Raw genomic sequence first — 18626 nt, forward strand, 5'->3', positions numbered from 1 at the left:
TCTGTAACCGTTTCATTGTGTAGTCTGTTCCCGCCACGGCCTCCCCGGCCCTGGCGGGTTTTTTTATGCCATCATACGATTCATGAACCAGATCCCCGAACACCACGACCTCGACCCGACGCGTTTCGAGCGCGAGATCGCCGGCAGCTACCGCCCCGCCATCCTGCGCGGCTTCGTGCGCCACTGGCCGGCCGTGCACCAGGCGCGGCAAGCGCCGGAAGCGCTGTGCCAGTACCTGATGGGCTTCGACAGCGGGCGCCCGGTCGACGCCGTGATGACGCCGCCGGACCAGCGCGGGCGGCTGTTCTACAAGCCGGACATGGAAGGCTTCAACTTCGTGCGCAACCAGGTCACGGTGTCCAAGGTGATCGAGCAGCTGGCGCGCTACTCGCAGTTCGAAGCGCCACCGGCGGTGGCGATCCAGAGCGCGCTGATCGACGACTGCCTGCCGCAGTTCGCGCTGCACAATGTGGCGCCGGCGCTGCCGCCGTCGGTGCGGCCGCGCATCTGGCTGGGCAACACCATCACCACGCCCGCGCACTTCGACGAATCCTACAACCTGGCCTGCGTGGTCAGCGGCGAGCGGCGCTTCACGCTGTTCCCTCCCGAGCAGATCGGCAACCTGTATATCGGCCCGCTCGATTTCGCGCCCACGCCCACGCCGATCAGCATGGTCAATTTCCGCGATCCGGATTATGAGAAGCACCCGCGCTTCCGGCAGGCGCTGGACGCGGCCCTGGTGGCCGACCTGCTGCCGGGCGACGCACTGTTCATCCCGCCGCTGTGGTGGCACCACGTGCAGTCCAACGGCATCCTGAACATGATGGTGAACTACTGGTGGAAGAACGAGCAGCCGGCGCCGGACGCCGGCACCATCTTCGAGGCGCTGGTCGCCACGCTGCAAAGCATGAAGCACCAGCCGCCGGAACTGCGCGCTGCCTGGGGCGCGATCTTCCAGCACTACGTGTTCGATCCGGCGCAAGACCCGGCGGCCCACATACCGGAACACAAGCAGGGCGTGCTGCACAACGCCCGCCCGCCGCGCCGGCCCTGACGCCAAACATGCTAGGCCGCTGCGGCCAGCCCGAAGATCAGCGACTGATGCGTGGCCGCGCCGGCCATCGCGCCATCGGCCACGGCCAGCGCCACATTGCCGAACAAGCGCGCCGCGTCGCCGCACACAAACACACCGGCCACGCTGGACGCCTTCATCGCATCGACACGCACATGCGAACCGGTCGCCCCCTGCTCCATCTCGCACCCCAGCTGCTCGGCCAGCCGACTGCCGCTGTGGGTGCGGGTCAGAACGAACAGGCCCGCCATCTCCAGGCTGCGGCCATCCTGCAACTGCACGGCCGCGCGGCCTTCGATGGCTCGCACCAGCGTGCGCTCGATCGCCACGCCGCGCGCCTTCAATGCCGTCAGCTGCGCCTCGTCCGGTTCGAACGCGCCGTTGAGGAAGAACGTCACCCGTCCCCAGTCCGGCAGCATCATCGCATGGTGGATGGACAGCGGGCCGGTCGCCAGCACGCCGATCGCGCCTTCCATCAATTCATAGCCGTGGCAATACGGGCAGTGGAAAGCGCTGCTGCCCCAGCGCTCCGCCAGGCCCGCGATGGGTGGCAGCTCGTCGACCACGCCGGTCGCCAGCAGCAGCCTTGATGCGCTGAACACGCGGCCATCGCCCAGCGTCACGAGGAAGCCTTGCGCCGCCTGGGCTGCCTGCGTGGCCGAGCCTTCGATCCAGCGCACCGTCGGATACTTCATCAACTGCGCGCGGCCGTCGGCGGCAATGGCCGCAGCCTCGCGGCCATCCTGCCCAAGGAAGCCATGTGAATGCTGGGCGTATCGGTTGCGGCGCTGGCCGGCGTCGATCACCAGCACGCGGCGGCGTGCGCGCGCCAGCTGCATCGCGGCAGAAAGGCCGGCGTAACTGCCGCCGATGACGATGACATCGAATTCAGTCGTCGGATGGGGGATGTGCATGAGAAGCTCCTTTGTGATTGGCGTATCCGTCGTTGAAGCGGGCCGACAAGTCGGCCAGCGTCACGTCCTTGAAACGTTCGATCAGCAAAGCCTCGGCTTCATCGAAGGCGCTGGACAGCGCGTCGTTGACGGCGCGCTCCACCAGGCATAGCGGATGCTCGTCACGGTTCCCCATCGCGAACACCGTGGGCGAACCGACCGCCTCGTAGATGTCGCGCAGCGTCACCTTGCGCAGGTCGCAGGTGATGCTCCAGCCGCCGCCGTGGCCCTTGCCGGAGCCCACGTAGCCACGCTCGCGCAGCCCGGCCAGCACGCGCCGCACCAGCACCGGATTGGTGCCGAGGAAGCCCGCCAGCTCGTCGGATGTAAACGGCCGCTCGGCGTGCGCCATGTGCAGCAGCACGTGCAGGATGGAAGATAGTTTGCTGTCTCGCCTCATGTAACTAATGATAGTACATAATCGGGAAGCGTGCTGGCCGCGCCGCTTTTTACAGCGTCGGCAGAATCTTGAAGTCGCCGCCCACTGGCTCCAGCGCCGGGCCGTCTTCGATAGTAACGTTGGAAACCCGGGCGGCGGGCGGGCCGTGCCGGGCCCAGGTGGTAATGGCCTCGATCGCCTGCGGCTCGCCATCGACGGCCGCTTCCACCGAACCATCGCGGCGATTGCGCACCCAGCCGGACAAGCCCAGCGCCCTCGCCCGCTCCGCAAACGAAGCGCGGTAGCCAACGCCTTGCACCCGGCCCTCCACCATCAATCGAATCATGATCGCTCCCAAATTTGCCGACAGAATACAGGGTGGGGTTAGCACTGCACGCCCCTTAAAGCGTTTATTGATTTATTCAGTTTTACCAAAATAATGAAATATCACAAGCAAGCCAATGGAAACCAACACCGACATCGCATGAAGCTTGCTGTAACTGAAAACACTTTCACTTACCTCAGTAAACTTCCCATGAGATGCGAGAAAAAAGTGACCATCTTTCTCTCGCCCATTCAAGGCATCACCACCAAAATACATGGCGCCAAGGATAAAAGAAAAGAAGTTAATACCTACTGCGTAACCAAAAATTTGCTTCATATTGCCCATTCAAGCCCGATAACCCACATTCATAACGTACAACTCCAGACAGAACGCCGCCACGGCTAGCGCCATCGGCAAAACCGACAGCAACTGTCCGAAGCGGCCCGCCGGGACAAGCTTCGCCCGCCTCGCCTTGTATGCCTTATATCCTAAGAAGAAAGCCAAAGGAGGCAGCACGAACAGCGGCACCACCAGCCAGAAGGTCAACACCGACAAGGCGGTAAGAACAAGCGACAGTACGGCCATGCTCGCCCCTATCGATTACTTCGCACTCGCGGCAGGCGCCGCACCTTGGGCCTTGGCCTCATCGCCCGCCGTCACCACCGTCAGCTTGGCCGGATCGATGGCCTTGCGGAAGGCCGCGTTGACCTGCGCCAGCGTGGCCGCCTTCAGCTTGTCCTCATACTCCTTGCTCCAGCTGTACGTACGGTTCATGTACAGATTGCGCGTCCACCCTGCCGCCAGCACGCTGTCCTTCGAACGATTCTGCACGCGCTGCTGCAACAGGCCCGATTTCGCGCCCGCCAGTTCGGCGGCTGTGAAGCCATCCTTCACCGCCCGCTCCAGCTCCTGCCGGATCGCCGCTTCCAGCTTCTTCAGATTCTGCGGCGCCGCGATCGCGTCGATACCGAAGCTGCCGGCACGATCAAGCTCACCCGGCTGCAAACCCGAACCGCCGCCATAAGACAAACCATCCTTCTGGCGAATGCGATCCATCAGCCGCGACTTCAAGCCACCTTCACCGAAGATGTAGTTGGCCAGATCCAGCAGCGGATACTCCGCATCGTTGACGTTCAGGTCCAGATTCAAACGCGCCGTGTAGAAACCATTCTCCTTGTCCGGCGCATTGATGGTCTTGTGCAGCGGCGCCTTGTCCTCATTGGCCGACGTGATCGGCGCATAAGCCACCTTGCTGTCCCAGCCGCCGAAGCTGTCGGCTATCGTCTTGCCGACCGCCGCCTTGTCGAAATCGCCGACTATCGCCAGCTCGCCATGATTGGCGCCGTAGTACGCGCGATGGAACGCCACCACGTCCTCCAGCTTCAGCGCCTTGACCGCAGCCAGCTGCTCATCGACCGTCATCGGCGCCCGCACGTCGCCCTTCGGATAGTGGTTGAAATACAGGTCCACTTCCGTGCGCGCCAGCGACTGCGGCTCATTGCGCGACGCCTCGATCGCCACCAACCACTGCTGGCGCAACTGCTCGAACTCCGCCGCCGGGAAGCTGGCCTCCTTCAGCACATGCGCCACCAGCCGCAGCGCCGCATCCAGATTCGGTCCGGTGGTATCGAAGTGATACAGGCTGCCGGAGATTTTCAGCTTCGCGAAAGCATCGGCCAACTGCTCGCGGCTGTACTTGCTGGTGCCGCGCATCAGCATCTCGCTGGCGGCATTCGACACGATGGCCGTGTTGAACAGATTCTTCTCGTCGCCCCAATGCAGCTGCAAGTCCACCGATACCGACTCGCCACGGTTCTTCTTGGTCAGCAGCGCCACCTTCAAGCCGCCTATGGTCTTGATCTCGCTGCGCGCATTGATATTGGCCTGGCTAGGATCGAACACCTCCGACGTCAGCACACTGTCCTTGCCCTTGAAATCCTTCATCACCTCCACCACCGTCGGCGCCGCCGGAATCTCCGCGCGCAGCGGCGCATCCTCCGGCACGAAGCTGCCGACCACACGGTTGTCGCGCTTCAGATAACGCCCCGCCGCAGCCGCCACCTGCTCCGGCGTGATGTTAGGCAGCTTGTCGCGGCCCTCGAACAGCAAGCGCCAGTCGCCCAGCGCGATCTCCTCGGACAGGCTCACGCCCACGCGCTGCGGATCGTTCAGCGCCTTCTCGATGCCATTGGCGAAATTACGCCGCGCACGCTCCATCTCCTCCGCGGTAGGCGGCGTGGTAGCGAACCCCTCCACCGTCGCGATCAGCGCATCGCGCACCGGCTCCAGCGGCTGGCCCGCCTTCACCACCGCACCAATGATCTGTAAGCCCGGTGCATAACCGGTCTGGCCAAAGCTGAACACCTGCGCCGCCTTGCCGCTCTCCACCAGCGCCTTGTGCAGACGCCCGGTCGGCGTATCGCCCAGAATCTCGGACATGAAACTCAACGCATCGCTATCCTGCTGCAGCGCCGACGGAATCTTGTAGCCCAGCGCGATCACCTGCATATCGCCCTTGCGCCGCACGACGAAGCTGCGCTCACCATCCTGCGTCGGTTCGACCGTCCAGAACGGCGGCAGACTGCGCTTGGGTTTCGGGATCGCGCCGAACGATTTGCTGATCCACGCCAGCGTCTGCGACGGCTCGAATTTACCAGCCACCAGCAGCACCGCATTATCCGGCTGGTAGTAGGTGCGGTAGAAGGCCTGCAGGTTCTCGATACGCACGTTCTCGATATCGCTGCGATTGCCGATGGTCGAACGGCCATACGAATGCCAGTCATACGCCACGCTTTGCATGCGCTTCAACAGCACCGAGAAGGGATCGTTCTCGCCGCTCTCATACTCGTTGCGCACCACCGTCATTTCGGAATCGAGATCCTTGCGGGCGATGAAGGAATGGACCATGCGATCCGCCTCCATATCCAGCGCCCACTTCAGATTATCCTGGCTGGCCTGGAACACCTCGTAGTAGTTGGTGCGATCGTAGGACGTGGTGCCGTTGAACTCCATGCCCCGGTTGGCGAATTCCTGCGGAATGCTGCGGTTCTTCGGCGCCCCCTTGAACATCATGTGTTCCAGCAGGTGGGCCATGCCCGTCTCGCCGTAGTTCTCGTGGCGCGAGCCGACCAGATAAGTGACGTTGACCGTCACCGTCGGCTTGGACGCATCAGGAAACAGCAGCACCTTCAAGCCGTTCGGCAGCCTGTACTCGCTGATGCCCTCGACTGACGGCCCCTTGACCACGCCGGCCGGCAAGGTCTGCGCCCAGGCGCTGCCGGTGGCGGCAAAGGACAAACCGCACAGCATCAGGCTGGCGGCGGCGACGTGTTTCAAACGGCTGGTGTTCATGGTCTCTCGCGAAAAAAACTGAAGAACAGGCAGCATACGCCCTACCCCGCCCTCGTGGGTAGACGCTTAAGCAAATTTTAAAACTCGGGAAGGGTCAGGCTTTTTCAGGCAGGATGCAGGCGTCGACCATCTGCAGGTCGTTGTCCTTGGCGAAGGAGATGACGAAGTGATAGGCCAGCGGTTCGAGCTGGCGCAGCTTGCCGTTGACCACCACCGACTTGACGCCATTGATGACGGTCGGCGTGACATACGGCGAGAACTGCAAATGGGAGTCGCGTCCGCCGCCATAGCCTTCCGGCTTGAAGCAGGACATCACGCCGCACAGGCGCTCGGCCCAGTCGCTGGGACGGAACTGCCTGCCATTGCTGGTCTGGCCGAGGATGAAGAACGAATCCTGCTGTTCTGACGGTTTGTTAGCTGACTCTGCCATAGGCGGCTGCTTAGGAGTAGATACTTGTTGGTAACAAGAATGCGTGGAAGATCCCGGCTTGGTCGGACGGGCGGATATCATTCTGTAAGAATCTTACGTATTATATCTTATAGAAGACCTGAATACGTAAGTCATTGATTTCAATCCAGATTCCAGCGCGATTAACCACTTTGGTGCAGAATAATCATCATTCTGCACCACAGCAATGCCGCTATTGTACCCGCTTAAGGCGTCGCCCCGAGCCAGACTGCGCCCGACAACAGCAATAACAACATCATCCACAGCAGCAAGGCGCGCCACACCAGGCCCACCGTGCTTTGCAAGGCGCGCACGCTCGGCTCTTCACCCGGCAGCACGTCCGGCTCCTCATCGCTGAGGTCCACCGTGGCCGCATCGGCAGGCAGTACCTTGGCCGCGTTCTCCACCGGCGAGCCCAGGCGCACGCCCATGGCGCCGCCGCCGGCCGACAGGATGATGCCGATCGCCTCGTCCGCCCAGCGGTGGGCGAAGTTACGCCATGCATAGATCGCGTCCTCGAAATTGCCGACCACGGCGAAAGCCACCGCCGTCAGCCGCACAGGGATCCAGTCGATCCAGTAGAACGCGCGCGCCGCGAACTGGCCGAAGGCCTCGTTGCGCATGTGCTCAGGTTCGTTCCACGCGCGCGCCAGGTGCTCGGCCACGCGGTACATGACGGCGCAGGCAGGGCCCAGCGGCATCAGGAACCAGAAGAACACGCCGAACACATTGCGGTGCGTGGTGATCAGCGACTTCTCGACGGCGATGCGGGCGATCTCGGAGGTTTCCATGCCCACCGTGTCCTGCTTGGTCCACTCGGCCAGCAAGGCGCGCGCGGCGGCGTCGTCGCCGGCGTTGAGCGCCAGCTGGATCGAGGTGAAGTAATGGCTGTAGTGGCGGAAGCCCAGCGTCAGGTAGACGATCAGCACGTTCCATGCGAAGGCGGCCAGGAACCAGTTGTAGTGCTTGAGCACCCAGTAGATCAGCGCCGTCGGCACCATCAGGATCGCCATCATCAGGAACCAGCCCATGCGGCCGTGGGTCGAGTGGCCGGCGTTGAACCAGGTCTCCATCCGCAACGCCAGGCTCTTGATTTCAGCGTAGATCGGATTGTCTGCGCGCAGCGGCTTCATTTGCTCGATCAGCAGTGCGCATAGAATGGAAAGAAAAGTCATTAGTGATCCTTTGAGTCGGCAATGCCTTGATGCCCGCTACGATAGCGTAGTGTGACTATGCGCGCAAGAAATGGAACAGATTGCGCAGCATGCCTGCGGTCGCACCCCAGATGTAATAGTCGCCGTACGGCATCGCGTAGAAGCTGCGCCGGCCGCCCGGCAGCTGCACCGACAGCCGCTGGTGATTCAGGCCATCCATCAGGAAGGCCAGCGGCACTTCGAAGATCTCCGCCACCTCGGACGGATCGGCGGTCAGCTCGAACGGCGGCGCGATCAGCCCCACCACTGGCGTGACGCAATAACCGGTGCCGGTCAGATACTTGGGCAAGGTGCCCAGCACGTCCACATGGCGGCGCGCCAGCCCGATCTCCTCCTCCGACTCGCGCAGCGCGGTATCGACCGCATCGCTGTCGTAATCTTCGGCGCGGCCGCCGGGAAAACTGATCTGGCCACCGTGATCGGTCAGGTGCGCGGTGCGCTGGGTCAGCAGGATAGTCAGGCCGCCCTCGCGCTGCACCAGCGGGATCAAGACCGAGGCAGGCGTCGGCGTCGGCCGCTGCGACAGGCTGCCCAGCGATTCCTCGGCGCCCTCGGGCGTCCACAGCGGCTGCTCGATGAAGCGGCCACGCAACCACGCGGGCGTCAAACGCTCCGGCGCGACAGCGGGCTCGCCTGCAATGGCGTCAATTGGTAATTGCTGAGGATCGAACAGGGACTTGGCCAAACACTACCTCCATACATGCAAAAAAGGGGCACCAATAGGCGCCCCTTCTATCCAAACACAAACGCAGCTATTAAGCGGCGGTTGCTTTCGCCACTGGGCGACGGTTTGGCAGTTTTTCCTTGATACGTGCCGATTTACCGGAACGATCACGCAGGTAGTACAGTTTAGCGCGACGTACGTCACCGCGGCGTTTCACTTCGATCGAAGCGATCAGCGGGGAGTACAGCTGGAAGGTACGCTCTACGCCTTCGCCGGACGAGATCTTACGAACGATGAAGTTCGAGTTCAGGCCACGGTTACGACGGGAGATGACGACGCCTTCGTAAGCCTGGGCGCGCTTGCGGGTGCCTTCGACTACGTTAACGTTGACGATCACGGTATCGCCAGGTGCAAAGTCAGGAATGCTTTTGCCCAGGCGAGCGATTTCTTCTTGCTCGAGTTGTTGAATCAGATTCATTTAGATGACTCCATAAACCATCGTGCTGGCGCGCTATGAGTCGAAACTCGATGCCCAGTAGAGGATGGGGTTAAACAACCATGCGGACGACATGTCCGCCGGCTTCTACGACAACAGGTTTACAAACCTGCCAAAAACTTTTCATCAAGCTTGGTGAGCTGCCCCGCCTCACGCGCCTTGACCAGCAAATCCGGGCGCTTGCGCGCGGTCGCCTCCAGCATGCGCTGACGGCGCCATTTCTCGATCTCGGCGTGGTTGCCGCCCATCAGAACCGGCGGCACGCCCACACCTTCATACGTTTCAGGCCGCGTGTAGTGCGGCGAATCCAGCAAGCCGTTGACGAAGCTGTCCTCGATCGCCGAGGCATCCGTGTTCAACACGCCAGGAATCTGGCGGATCACGGCATCCATCAAGGCCATCGCCGGCAGCTCGCCGCCGGACAGCACGAAATCGCCAAGGCTGATTTCCTCATCGATGCAACGGTCCAGCAAACGCTGGTCCACCGCCTCGTAGCGGCCGCACAGGATCACCAGACCGGGCTCCTGCTTCAGCTGCATCACGCGCTCATGCGTCAACTGCTTGCCCTGGGGCGACATGAACACTACGCGGGGCGCGGGCAGACCGGCATCGGTCTGGCGTTGCTTCGCCGCGTTGAGCGTCGCTTCCAGGGGTTTGGCCAGCATCACCATGCCGGGGCCGCCACCATAGGGGCGGTCATCCACGGTACGGTGATTGTCGGTCGTGAAATCACGCGGATTCCACAACGACAAGCCACATTTATTCTGTTCAAACGCGCGCCGGGTGACACCCGACTGCGTCAGTGCGGCGAACATTTCAGGGAACAGGGTCACGACATCGAATTGCATGGCGGGCCGCCCTTATGTTCTTTAATAATCAAGGCCCCAGTCGACAGTGATCTTCTTTGCGGCCTTGTCTACCTTGATGACAAACGCGTCCACAAATGGAATCAGGCGCTCCTGCGCCGCAACTTCAGGATCAGCATCGGGCAGAGCGGCTGGCTGGATGCGCAAGATCGACTGTGGACCATTGCTCATCATGTCAGTCACCGTACCGAGGTGCTCACCTTGCAAATTCACTACATCCAGACCGATCAACTCGGCCCAGTAAAACTCATCATCGGACAAGGCCGGGAAACGACTGCGCGGAACCGAAACAGCTGCGCCCTTCAGCGCTTCTGCGACGTTCCGATCGGTCACTCCCACCAGCTGTGCGACCACGTCGCCGCCATGCAGTTTGCACTGCTTGACTTCGACCTCGTGCAAGCCAGGCTTGTCGATCCACCAGTTTTTTACCGACAGGAGTGCATCCGCATCTTCCGAGAAAGGGCGTACCCTCACCCAGCCAGCGACGCCATAAGCACCAAAGACAAAGCCTACTTGTGCCAGATCGTCGGGGACTTGCACCCCGGATGCATTCTTATCGGTCAAACCAGCAGCCAGACTTAAGCAGCTTTGTTCGAAGCTACCAGGCGAGCCACGGTAGGCGACAGTTGTGCGCCAACCGATTGCCAGTGAGCCAGACGGTCAGCGGTGATGCGCAGTGGCACTTCGCCACCGGATGCCATCGGGTTGTAGAAACCGATGCGCTCGATGAAACGGCCATCGCGACGATTGCGCGAGTCGGTTGCAACGATGTTGAAGAACGGACGCTTCTTGGCGCCTCCACGAGCTAAACGAATAACGACCATAATATTTCCAAAAAGTGTGCTAGGACGGAAAAAGCCGCAAATTATAGCGCGCTTTGCCGCGAAGCAGCAAGCGTTAATGAAATAATCGGGCAGATTGGGGTAATCGAAGATTATCCCCCGATCCGGCGTGCGGGGCAATAGCCTTGTCCATAAAAAAGGTCCGCCGGGGGCCGTATTATGACCGATACTGCATGTTTTCCGCCTACTGCTCAACAACTATGACTGTTTTGCACCACACTTCGCACAAAAACAAGACCTTCGCCACCCTGCTGGCCTTCCTGGCCGGCGGCTTGGGCCTGCAGCGCCTCTACCTGCGCGGCCTGCGCGACCCCTGGCTGTGGCTGCACCTGGCCTGCCTGCCCGCGTCCGCCGCCATCAGCGCCGCCTGGCCCGACGCCGACGGTTTCTACAAACTGCTGCCCATCATGGCCTCCGGCCTGGCCGGCTTCCTGGAGGCGCTGGTGCTGGGCCTGATGTCGGACGAGAAGTGGGACGCCCGCTTCAACCCCGGCTCCAGCAAGCAATCGGACACCCACTGGCCGCTGGCCGTGGTGCTGGTCGCCAGCATGATGGTCGGCGCGGGGAGCCTGATCGCCACCATCTCCCGCCTGTTTGACTTGTTGTACACTGGTGGCTCCTACGGTTAATAAGGAGAAAAGCATGAACCGTTCTATCCTCGCGGCCCTGGCCCTGGCCACCCTGGCCTCCGCCGCCCAGGCACAAACACCCAAAGAGCAATACAACGCCGAATCCAAGCGCATCACCACCCGCTACGCCGAAGACAAGAAGCTGTGCGCGGAAGAAAGCAACTCGGCCGCCCGCATGCAATGCACACGCGACGCCAAGTCCGAATACGACAAATCGATGGCGCTGGCCAAGGCCCAGCTCAAAGCCTCCCCGGCCAAGCCGGGCGCCAGCTGCATGGAATGCGGCAAAGTGACCTCGGTCGTGGTCAGCGACAAAGCCGGTGAAGGCAGTGCGCTGGGCGTGATCGCCGGCGGCGTGGCTGGCGCCCTGCTGGGCAACCAGGTCGGCAGCGGCCATGGCCGCGAACTGGCCACCGTGGCCGGTGCGGCTGGCGGCGCCTACGCCGGCAAGAAGATCGAAGAAAAAGCCAAGTCCACCAAACAGTGGACCGTGCACGTGCAGTATGACGACGGCAAACAGGTCAGCTTCAACTTCGACCACGACCCGCGCATGATGAGCGGCGACCGCGTTCGAAACGACAACGGCAACCTGGTCCGCAACTAGGCAAAATAAAAAGCAGCCTCCGGGCTGTTTTTTTTCGCCTGCATCACCACATCTTGCATATTCGACCACCACAGGAGATCCCGTGCACCATCCCGCCTTCCCCGCACTATGGCAGCCGCTGGTAGACCAGGCCGCCACCACCCTGCGCGCACTGGCGCTCGACGAGAGCGCCAAGGAAAAATTCTGCAACGACCCGCTGCTGCGCCCCTACATGCACAAGGTATCGCAGCGCTACGTTGCCGGCCGCACCGTGGCCGACGCGCTGCAACGGGTCGAGCACATCATCGCCCAGGGCCATGCGGCCTCGGCCGAATACATGGGTGAAAGCGTGCGCGACGAAGCCTTCGCGATGGCCGAAACTGAAGTCTTCATGGAATTGACCAAGGCCATCGGCCAGCGCAACCTGAACTGTTCGGTTTCGCTGGACCTGTCGCACGTGGGCATGACGGTGGATACCGAACTGGGCTACCGCAACACCCGCCGCATCGCGCTGGCAGCGGCCGAGATCAACCGCGAAGTGATGATCTCGATGGAAGCCGCCGACCGCGCCGACGACATCTACGCCATCTACGCCCGCCTGCACCGGGAAGACGGCTTGCACAACGTCGGCATCACCGTGCCGGCCAAGCGCCACCGCACCGAGCAGGACTTGCCGTCGCTAATGAAAATCCCCGGCCGCATCCGCCTGGTGAAAGGCGCCTTCCTCGAATCGGAAGACATCTCCCACCACCGCAACAGCCCCGAACTGGCCGCCGCCTACCGCCGCTACGCGCAGGAACTGCTGCTGAGCGGCCACAAGTGCTCGATCGCCACCCACGACCGCAGCATCCAGGGCGACCTCAGCGCGCTGATCCTGAAGGAACGCATCGACCCGCGCTGGTTCGAATTCGAATCGCTGATCGGCCTGGGCACCGAGCAGATCGCCGGGCTGCAAGCACGCGGCTTCCCCACGCGCGAATACGCCGTCTTCGGCGACGAGCACTTCCTCTACGTGCTGAACCGCATCGCCGAAGAACCGGTGCGCGTCTACCAGGCGATCATTGACGTGATGAGCCCAAGTCAGGCAGCGACATCCACATAAGCGACCAGGCTGGCCGGCGCGGGGATAGGCAAACCATCCTCGCGCATGCCATCCAGGTGGAAAACGATGGCCTCCCGGAGCGAGGACTCCGCTTCAGCCACTGTGGCGCCAGTAGCCACGCAGCCGGGCAAGTCCGGCACATAGGCCGAGTAGTTCCCCTCTGCCTTTTCGATCACGATGGCGTAACGAACCGTATTCATTTTTTCAACCCTTCCTGCTTGAGAATACTATAAGGCGCAATAGTACGGCAACGAGTCAGTCTCTCAATGCAATCGCAACTCCACCAGCGAGCTCATGCTGGACTCAGCCTCGCGCAGCGCGCGGTCGGATGGGCGGGCGCCGGCGGCAACGGCCCAGGCCAGCACCCACTGGCCGGCCCGGATTTCCTCGCCGGGCGTCTCGGCATGCAGCAGGCGCTGGGCGGCGATGTTCATGCGCCTGACGGCGTAGGTTTTACGATCGCCGCCGACGGCAACGGGAGAAAGAACGATAGATTTCATACAGGACCTCGTGGTTGACATCCTCCTTGTACGCAGCGCGCACTGCGGTGGATTCAACTTTTGCAGGCCCGGCTTCAATCCTCCAGCGTCGCATGGAAGCCGCTGCCGCCGCGCTTCCAGTAAGCGGCGGCCCGGATCTGATGCTTGCCCAGGCCTTTCACGCCAACCAGCTCCCGCCGCACCGCCGCCATCGTCGCCGCCTCGCCCGCGCACCAGGCGTAGCCGTCGCCGTCCGGCAGGCTGAACGCGCGCACCGCCGCGACCATTTCCTCGTCATCGCCCACCCAACGCAGATCGACCTCGGCACTGCCGGCCAGCACGCGACGATCGGCCGCATCGCCCACCTTGACGATCACGATCACCCGCACGCCAACCGGCAACTCTTCGAGACGGCGGGCTATCGCCGGCAAGGCGCTCTCGTCGCCGACCAGCAGCTGCCAGTCGTAATCGGCCGGAATGATGAACGAGCCACGCGGCCCGCCGACAATCACGCGCTGCCCCGGCGCCGCCTGCGCCGCCCAGCGCGCGGCGGGACCATCGCCATGCAGCGCGAACTCCAGGCACAGCTCCCCCGCGACCGGATCGAAACTGCGCGGCGTGTAATCGCGCTTGACCGCATCCTCGCCCTGCCCCAGGATGAACTTGACGTGATCGTCGAACGAAGCGCTGTGAAAATCATGCAAAGCCGGCCCGCGGAACGTGACACGACGGAAATGCGTGCCGATATCGCGCACTTCCGCCACTTCCACCTCACGGATCTTGAGTTCATGCCGAACCCGCTGCACACGGCTGATTGGAGCGTCTATACTCATGTCTTTGCCTATCCAGATAATTGATAATGTCACCCATTATTCCGAAATCAAATGACAAAGTCAACCATTCTCGCGATCCCAACCTGGATGGCGTGCTCGATCTCGTGCATACGATCATGCACCAGTTCCGTTCGCAGCAATTCCAGGCCTTGCGCGAAGGCCAGCATGAGATGACGCCGATGGAAGGCAGGGTATTGGGATTTTTCGCGCGCCACCCGGGCAGCACGCAGAGCGACCTGGCCAAGCGCACCGGCAAGGACAAGGCGCAGTTGACGCGCCTGGTCACAGCGCTGCGCGAACGCGGCCTGCTGCAAGGCGAAGCCGACGCCGCCGACCGCCGCAACACGCGCCTGTCGCTGACCGACGCCGGCCGCGCCATCCAGCAAAAAATCAAACGCCAGGCCGAAGTCTTGAACACGCAAGCCCTGCAAGGCCTGAGCCCCGAGCAACAGCAAACGCTGCACAGCCTGCTGCTACAAGTCAAATCCAACCTCGACGACTGCGCATAAAAATGGGGTCAAGTCTGACATTTGGACACGAACGCTACCGTAAGCAACTGCTACGGTAAAGCTCGTGTCCAAATGTCAGACTTGACCCCGGTGGTATAAAAAAAAGCGGCCCGAAGGCCGCTTTCGCTGGGGACGCAAACTCCGCTTAGAACTGGTCTTCGCTCAAGGCCAGCACGCCGGCGCTGCCGTCGATGATGGCAATGCGCAGGCTCGATGCTTGCGACAGGATGTGGTCGGCGAAGAAGCGCGCGGTGGCGATCTTGGCTTTGTAGAAGCTGGCGTCGCCTTCGTTGGCATCCAACTTCTGCTGCGCGATCAGGGCCGCGCGCGCCATCTGCCAGCCACCCAGCACCAGGCCAGCCAGCTTCAGGTACAGCACGCTACCCGAAAACACACCCTTGATATCGCTCTTCATATTGGCGACCACATAGTCCACCACCGCTTCCAGATCCTTGCTGCCGGACGACAGCTGCGCCAGTATCGCCTTGAAGTCAGCGCTGTCAACCGCAGCCAGCTGCGCCTCAGTCGCGCGCACCTGGGCGATGATGCCCTTGGCCACCGCACCACCATCACGTACAGTCTTGCGGCCAACCAGGTCATTAGCCTGGATCGCGGTAGTGCCTTCGTAAATCGTCAGGATCTTCGAATCGCGGTAGTGCTGAGCAGCGCCAGTCTCTTCGATGAAGCCCATGCCGCCATGCACCTGCACGCCATCACGGGTAACGTCTTGCGACATCTCGGTCGACCAGCCCTTAATCACCGGCACCAGATACTCGTACACAGCCAGGTTGGCCTTGCGCACTTCCGCGTCGGCATGGCTATGCGCCACATCGCTGATACCCGCACCGACGTAGGCCAGCGCACGCGCCGCCTCGGTCTGCGAACGCATCGACATCAGCATACGGCGCACGTCCGGATGATGAATGATCGAAACTGGGCCAGCCGAACCAGCCAGGTCACGCGACTGCACGCGATCCTTGGCGAAGGCAACCGCCTTCTGGTAAGCGCGCTCAGCCAGGCCGATGCCCTGCATGCCCACGCCGAAGCGGGCCGCGTTCATCATGATGAACATGTATTCCAGGCCGCGATTCTCTTCGCCCACCAGCGTGCCGATGGCGCCGCCATGATCGCCGAATTGCAGCACGGCGGTCGGGCTGGCCTTAATGCCCAGCTTGTGTTCGATCGATACGCAATGCGCATCGTTACGCGCGCCCAGCGTGCCGTCGGCATTGACCAGGAACTTAGGCACGATGAACAGCGAAATACCCTTCACGCCCGGAGGCGCGTCCGGCGTACGCGCCAGCACCAGGTGCACGATGTTCTCGGTGAAATCATGCTCGCCGTAAGTGATGAAGATCTTGGTGCCGAAAACTTTGTAGGTACCGTCGTCCTGCGGCACGGCGCGGGTGCGCACGGCGGCCAGGTCGGAGCCGGCTTGCGGCTCGGTCAGGTTCATCGTGCCGGTCCATTTGCCCGACACCAGGTTTTCCAGATAGGTGGCTTTCTGCGCATCGCTGCCTGCGGTCAGCAGCGCTTCGATCGCGCCATCCGACAGCAGCGCGCACAGCGCGAACGAGATGCTGCCCGCGTTGAGCATTTCGATGCATGGCGTCGCCAGCAGCTTAGGCAGGCCCTGGCCGCCGAACTCCACCGGATGCTGCACGCCTTGCCAGCCAGCTTCGGCGAAGGCCTTGAAGGCCTCCTTGAAGCCTTTGGACGTCGTCACCTGGCCATCGTGCCAGAAGCTCGGCTCTTTATCGCTGGGATTGTTCAGCGGCGCCACCACATTGGCGACGAATTTCGCGTTCTCTTCCAGCACGGCTTCGGCCGTGTCCGGAGTTGCATCTTCATTGCCCGGCAGCGCATTGACGCCGGCCAGGTCGGCCAGTTCGTTCATCACGAACAGCATGTCTTTCAGGGGTGCTTGATATGGCATCTTATCTCTCCAAGAAAAAGGCCACGGCAATCCGGTGTTCCGGATCAGCGTGGCCCTGTATTCACACTGGCTTGCTTAGCCCAGTTCTGCAACCAGTTGCGGCACGATGTCGAACAGATCGCCCACGATGCCGTAGTCGGCAACGGAGAAGATCGGCGCTTCAGGATCTTTGTTGATCGCGACGATCACCTTGGAATCCTTCATACCGGCCAAGTGCTGGATCGCGCCGGAGATACCGACGGCGATGTACAGCGTAGGCGCAACGATCTTGCCGGTCTGGCCGACTTGCCAGTCGTTCGGCACGTAGCCGGCGTCGACTGCGGCGCGCGATGCGCCCATGGCGGCGTTCAGCTTGTCTGCCAGCGGTTCCAGGATCTTGAACGCTTCGCCCGAGCCCATGCCACGGCCACCGGAAACGATGATCTTGGCGGCGGTCAGTTCTGGACGATCCGACTTGGCCAGCTCACGGCCGACGAAGGCCGACTTGCCGTTGTCGGCAACAGCAGCAACGGTCTCGGTCGCAGCCGAACCACCGGTGGCGGCAGCGGCGTCGAAACCGGTCGAACGCACGGTGATGACCTTGATCTTGTCCGACGATTGCACGTAGGCGATCGCGTTACCGGCGTAGATAGGACGCTCGAAGGTGTCCGGCGAATCCACTTTGGTGATTTCCGAAATCTGCGCAACGTCCAGCTTGGCGGCTACGCGTGGCAGGATGTTCTTGCCGTAGGCGGTAGCTGGAGCCAGGATGTGGCTGTACGAACCGGCCAGCGCCAGCACTTGCTCGGCGATGTTCTCGGCCAGGCCGTCGGCGAAGTAAGCGGCGTCGGCCACGATGACTTTCGACACGCCGGCGATTTGCGCGGCGGCGGCAGCGGCGGCGCCGGCGTTCGAGCCAGCGACCAGGACGTGCACGTCGCCACCGCATTGTGCTGCGGCGGTCACGGTGTGGAGGGTGCTGCCTTTCAGGCTAGCGTTGTCGTGTTCTGCAATAACTAATGCGACCATGATTTTTCCTTTAATTATTCCTGTCCCGGGCTCCGCCCGGAACAGGAATTAAATTCTTTAGATGACTTTAGCTTCGGTGCGCAGTTTTGCGACCAGGGTGGCGACGTCCGGAACCTTGAAGCCGGCCGAGCGTTTTGCAGGCTCGACGACTTTCAGGGTTTTCAGACGCGGGGTCACATCGACGCCCAGGTCTTCTGGCTTGGTCACATCCAGCGGTTTTTTCTTGGCCTTCATGATGTTCGGCAGCGTCACATAGCGCGGCTCGTTCAGGCGCAGGTCGGTGGTGACGATGGCAGGCAGCGTCAGCGCCAGGGTTTCCAGGCCGCCGTCCACTTCGCGGGTCACGGTGACTTTGCCGTCTTCCAGCACCACTTTCGACGCGAACGTCGCTTGCGGCCAACCCAGCAGGGCTGCCAGCATCTGGCCGGTCTGGTTCGAGTCGTCGTCGATGGCTTGCTTGCCCAGGATGATCAGCTGTGGCTGTTCCTTGTCGGCCAGCGCCTTGAGCAGCTTGGCAACGGCCAGCGGCTCCAGGTCGACAGCGGTTTCCACCAGGATGCCGCGGTCGGCGCCGATCGCCATACCGGTGCGCAGGGTTTCCTGGCACTGGGTCACGCCGCACGATACGGCGACCACTTCGGTGACTTTACCGGCTTCTTTGAGGCGCATCGCTTCTTCCAGAGCGATCTCATCGAATGGGTTCATCGACATTTTGACGTTGGCGATATCTACGCCCGTGCCGTCGGACTTGACGCGCACCTTGACGTTGTAGTCGACCACGCGTTTGACGGGTACCAAGACTTTCATAGCTGTGCCTTTGGAAAAATTAAAGAATTCGGGACTAAATTATGTGGGCTAGATTATATGAGAAATTCAGCCCGCACAAGAAAATAAAGCACGATCGTGCGTTTTTTAGCTAGTAGAAATCGTCTAAAAA

Annotated in this window: 24 protein-coding genes; 5 read left to right on the plus strand and 19 right to left on the minus strand. The window is 61.8% G+C overall.

Features of this window, described 5'->3' with window-relative positions; genetic code table 11:
• Positions 1-82: 82 nt before the first annotated feature.
• On the plus strand, positions 83-1054 hold the full coding sequence (locus tag GEV01_RS11885) for a cupin-like domain-containing protein (RefSeq protein WP_152804527.1): 972 nt from the start codon (positions 83-85) through the stop codon (positions 1052-1054).
• Between the two features lie 11 nt (positions 1055-1065).
• On the opposite strand, the gene GEV01_RS11890 is transcribed toward GEV01_RS11885, so the two are convergent.
• From GEV01_RS11890 to rpsP, 13 genes are all read right to left on the minus strand, one after another.
• Entirely contained in the window at positions 1066-1986 is a 921-nt protein-coding gene (locus tag GEV01_RS11890; protein ID WP_152804529.1) for an NAD(P)/FAD-dependent oxidoreductase, read from the minus strand.
• Complete coding sequence (locus GEV01_RS11895; protein WP_152804531.1) at positions 1961-2425, minus strand: Rrf2 family transcriptional regulator; 465 nt, start codon at positions 2423-2425, stop codon at positions 1961-1963. The genes GEV01_RS11890 and GEV01_RS11895 overlap by 26 nt, the downstream gene beginning before the upstream one ends.
• A gap of 49 nt (positions 2426-2474) precedes the next feature.
• Complete coding sequence (locus tag GEV01_RS11900) at positions 2475-2750, minus strand: acylphosphatase (protein WP_152804533.1); 276 nt, start codon at positions 2748-2750, stop codon at positions 2475-2477.
• A gap of 72 nt (positions 2751-2822) precedes the next feature.
• Positions 2823-3065, minus strand: coding sequence for a hypothetical protein (locus GEV01_RS11905; protein WP_152804535.1), 243 nt, complete (start codon positions 3063-3065; stop codon positions 2823-2825).
• Positions 3066-3074: 9 nt separating this feature from the next.
• Positions 3075-3314, minus strand: a complete 240-nt coding sequence (locus tag GEV01_RS11910) for a hypothetical protein (RefSeq protein WP_152804537.1) — start codon at positions 3312-3314, stop codon at positions 3075-3077.
• Positions 3315-3329: 15 nt separating this feature from the next.
• Positions 3330-6080: a M16 family metallopeptidase gene (locus GEV01_RS11915; RefSeq protein ID WP_152804539.1), complete on the minus strand. Its 2751-nt coding sequence runs from the start codon at positions 6078-6080 to the stop codon at positions 3330-3332.
• A gap of 94 nt (positions 6081-6174) precedes the next feature.
• Positions 6175-6510: a DUF3579 domain-containing protein gene (locus GEV01_RS11920; protein WP_070267610.1), complete on the minus strand. Its 336-nt coding sequence runs from the start codon at positions 6508-6510 to the stop codon at positions 6175-6177.
• A 224-nt stretch (positions 6511-6734) separates the two neighbouring features.
• Positions 6735-7703: a CobD/CbiB family protein gene (locus GEV01_RS11925; RefSeq protein WP_008446027.1), complete on the minus strand. Its 969-nt coding sequence runs from the start codon at positions 7701-7703 to the stop codon at positions 6735-6737.
• A 55-nt stretch (positions 7704-7758) separates the two neighbouring features.
• Positions 7759-8427 (minus strand): CoA pyrophosphatase, encoded by a 669-nt coding sequence (locus tag GEV01_RS11930; protein WP_152804541.1) that lies wholly within the window; start codon positions 8425-8427, stop codon positions 7759-7761.
• Between the two features lie 70 nt (positions 8428-8497).
• Positions 8498-8884: a 50S ribosomal protein L19 gene (gene rplS / locus GEV01_RS11935; RefSeq protein ID WP_008446022.1), complete on the minus strand. Its 387-nt coding sequence runs from the start codon at positions 8882-8884 to the stop codon at positions 8498-8500.
• Between the two features lie 119 nt (positions 8885-9003).
• The gene (gene trmD, locus GEV01_RS11940) at positions 9004-9750 is read right to left on the minus strand and encodes a tRNA (guanosine(37)-N1)-methyltransferase TrmD (RefSeq protein WP_070358876.1); all 747 of its coding nucleotides are present in this window, start codon (positions 9748-9750) and stop codon (positions 9004-9006) included.
• 21 nt (positions 9751-9771) lie between these two features.
• A complete protein-coding gene (rimM, locus tag GEV01_RS11945; RefSeq protein ID WP_152804543.1) occupies positions 9772-10332 on the minus strand; it encodes a ribosome maturation factor RimM in 561 nt (186 codons plus the stop codon).
• Between the two features lie 14 nt (positions 10333-10346).
• Positions 10347-10592: a 30S ribosomal protein S16 gene (gene rpsP / locus GEV01_RS11950; protein ID WP_008446017.1), complete on the minus strand. Its 246-nt coding sequence runs from the start codon at positions 10590-10592 to the stop codon at positions 10347-10349.
• 218 nt (positions 10593-10810) lie between these two features.
• Between rpsP and GEV01_RS11955 the strand changes: the two genes are divergently transcribed.
• The 3 genes from GEV01_RS11955 to GEV01_RS11965 all read left to right on the plus strand — a co-directional run bounded on the left by GEV01_RS11955 (position 10811) and on the right by GEV01_RS11965 (position 12924).
• A complete protein-coding gene (locus GEV01_RS11955; protein WP_152804545.1) occupies positions 10811-11239 on the plus strand; it encodes a TM2 domain-containing protein in 429 nt (142 codons plus the stop codon).
• 13 nt (positions 11240-11252) lie between these two features.
• Entirely contained in the window at positions 11253-11843 is a 591-nt protein-coding gene (locus GEV01_RS11960) for an outer membrane lipoprotein (protein ID WP_152804547.1), read from the plus strand.
• 82 nt (positions 11844-11925) lie between these two features.
• Positions 11926-12924 (plus strand): proline dehydrogenase family protein, encoded by a 999-nt coding sequence (locus tag GEV01_RS11965; RefSeq protein WP_328595498.1) that lies wholly within the window; start codon positions 11926-11928, stop codon positions 12922-12924.
• Here GEV01_RS11965 and GEV01_RS11970 read toward each other — a convergent pair.
• The 3 genes from GEV01_RS11970 to GEV01_RS11980 all read right to left on the minus strand — a co-directional run bounded on the left by GEV01_RS11970 (position 12903) and on the right by GEV01_RS11980 (position 14236).
• Complete coding sequence (locus tag GEV01_RS11970) at positions 12903-13124, minus strand: type II toxin-antitoxin system HicB family antitoxin (protein WP_152804549.1); 222 nt, start codon at positions 13122-13124, stop codon at positions 12903-12905. The genes GEV01_RS11965 and GEV01_RS11970 overlap by 22 nt on opposite strands.
• Before the next feature lie 63 nt (positions 13125-13187).
• Positions 13188-13424, minus strand: coding sequence for a hypothetical protein (locus GEV01_RS11975; RefSeq protein ID WP_152804551.1), 237 nt, complete (start codon positions 13422-13424; stop codon positions 13188-13190).
• Positions 13425-13498: 74 nt separating this feature from the next.
• Positions 13499-14236 (minus strand): siderophore-interacting protein, encoded by a 738-nt coding sequence (locus GEV01_RS11980; protein ID WP_152804553.1) that lies wholly within the window; start codon positions 14234-14236, stop codon positions 13499-13501.
• A gap of 92 nt (positions 14237-14328) precedes the next feature.
• Here GEV01_RS11980 and GEV01_RS11985 point away from each other — a divergent pair, with 92 nt between their 5' ends.
• On the plus strand, positions 14329-14745 hold the full coding sequence (locus GEV01_RS11985) for a MarR family winged helix-turn-helix transcriptional regulator (RefSeq protein ID WP_328595499.1): 417 nt from the start codon (positions 14329-14331) through the stop codon (positions 14743-14745).
• A 145-nt stretch (positions 14746-14890) separates the two neighbouring features.
• On the opposite strand, the gene GEV01_RS11990 is transcribed toward GEV01_RS11985, so the two are convergent.
• From GEV01_RS11990 to GEV01_RS12000, 3 genes are all read right to left on the minus strand, one after another.
• Positions 14891-16681, minus strand: a complete 1791-nt coding sequence (locus GEV01_RS11990; protein WP_152804555.1) for an acyl-CoA dehydrogenase — start codon at positions 16679-16681, stop codon at positions 14891-14893.
• 75 nt (positions 16682-16756) lie between these two features.
• The gene (locus GEV01_RS11995; RefSeq protein ID WP_070267583.1) at positions 16757-17689 is read right to left on the minus strand and encodes an electron transfer flavoprotein subunit alpha/FixB family protein; all 933 of its coding nucleotides are present in this window, start codon (positions 17687-17689) and stop codon (positions 16757-16759) included.
• A 57-nt stretch (positions 17690-17746) separates the two neighbouring features.
• On the minus strand, positions 17747-18496 hold the full coding sequence (locus GEV01_RS12000) for an electron transfer flavoprotein subunit beta/FixA family protein (protein ID WP_152804557.1): 750 nt from the start codon (positions 18494-18496) through the stop codon (positions 17747-17749).
• Between the last annotated feature and the right edge of the window lie 130 nt (positions 18497-18626).

The sequence above is a fragment of the Rugamonas rivuli genome, from assembly GCF_009380165.1.
GTDB classification, from domain to species: Bacteria; Pseudomonadota; Gammaproteobacteria; order Burkholderiales; family Burkholderiaceae_D; genus Rugamonas; species Rugamonas rivuli.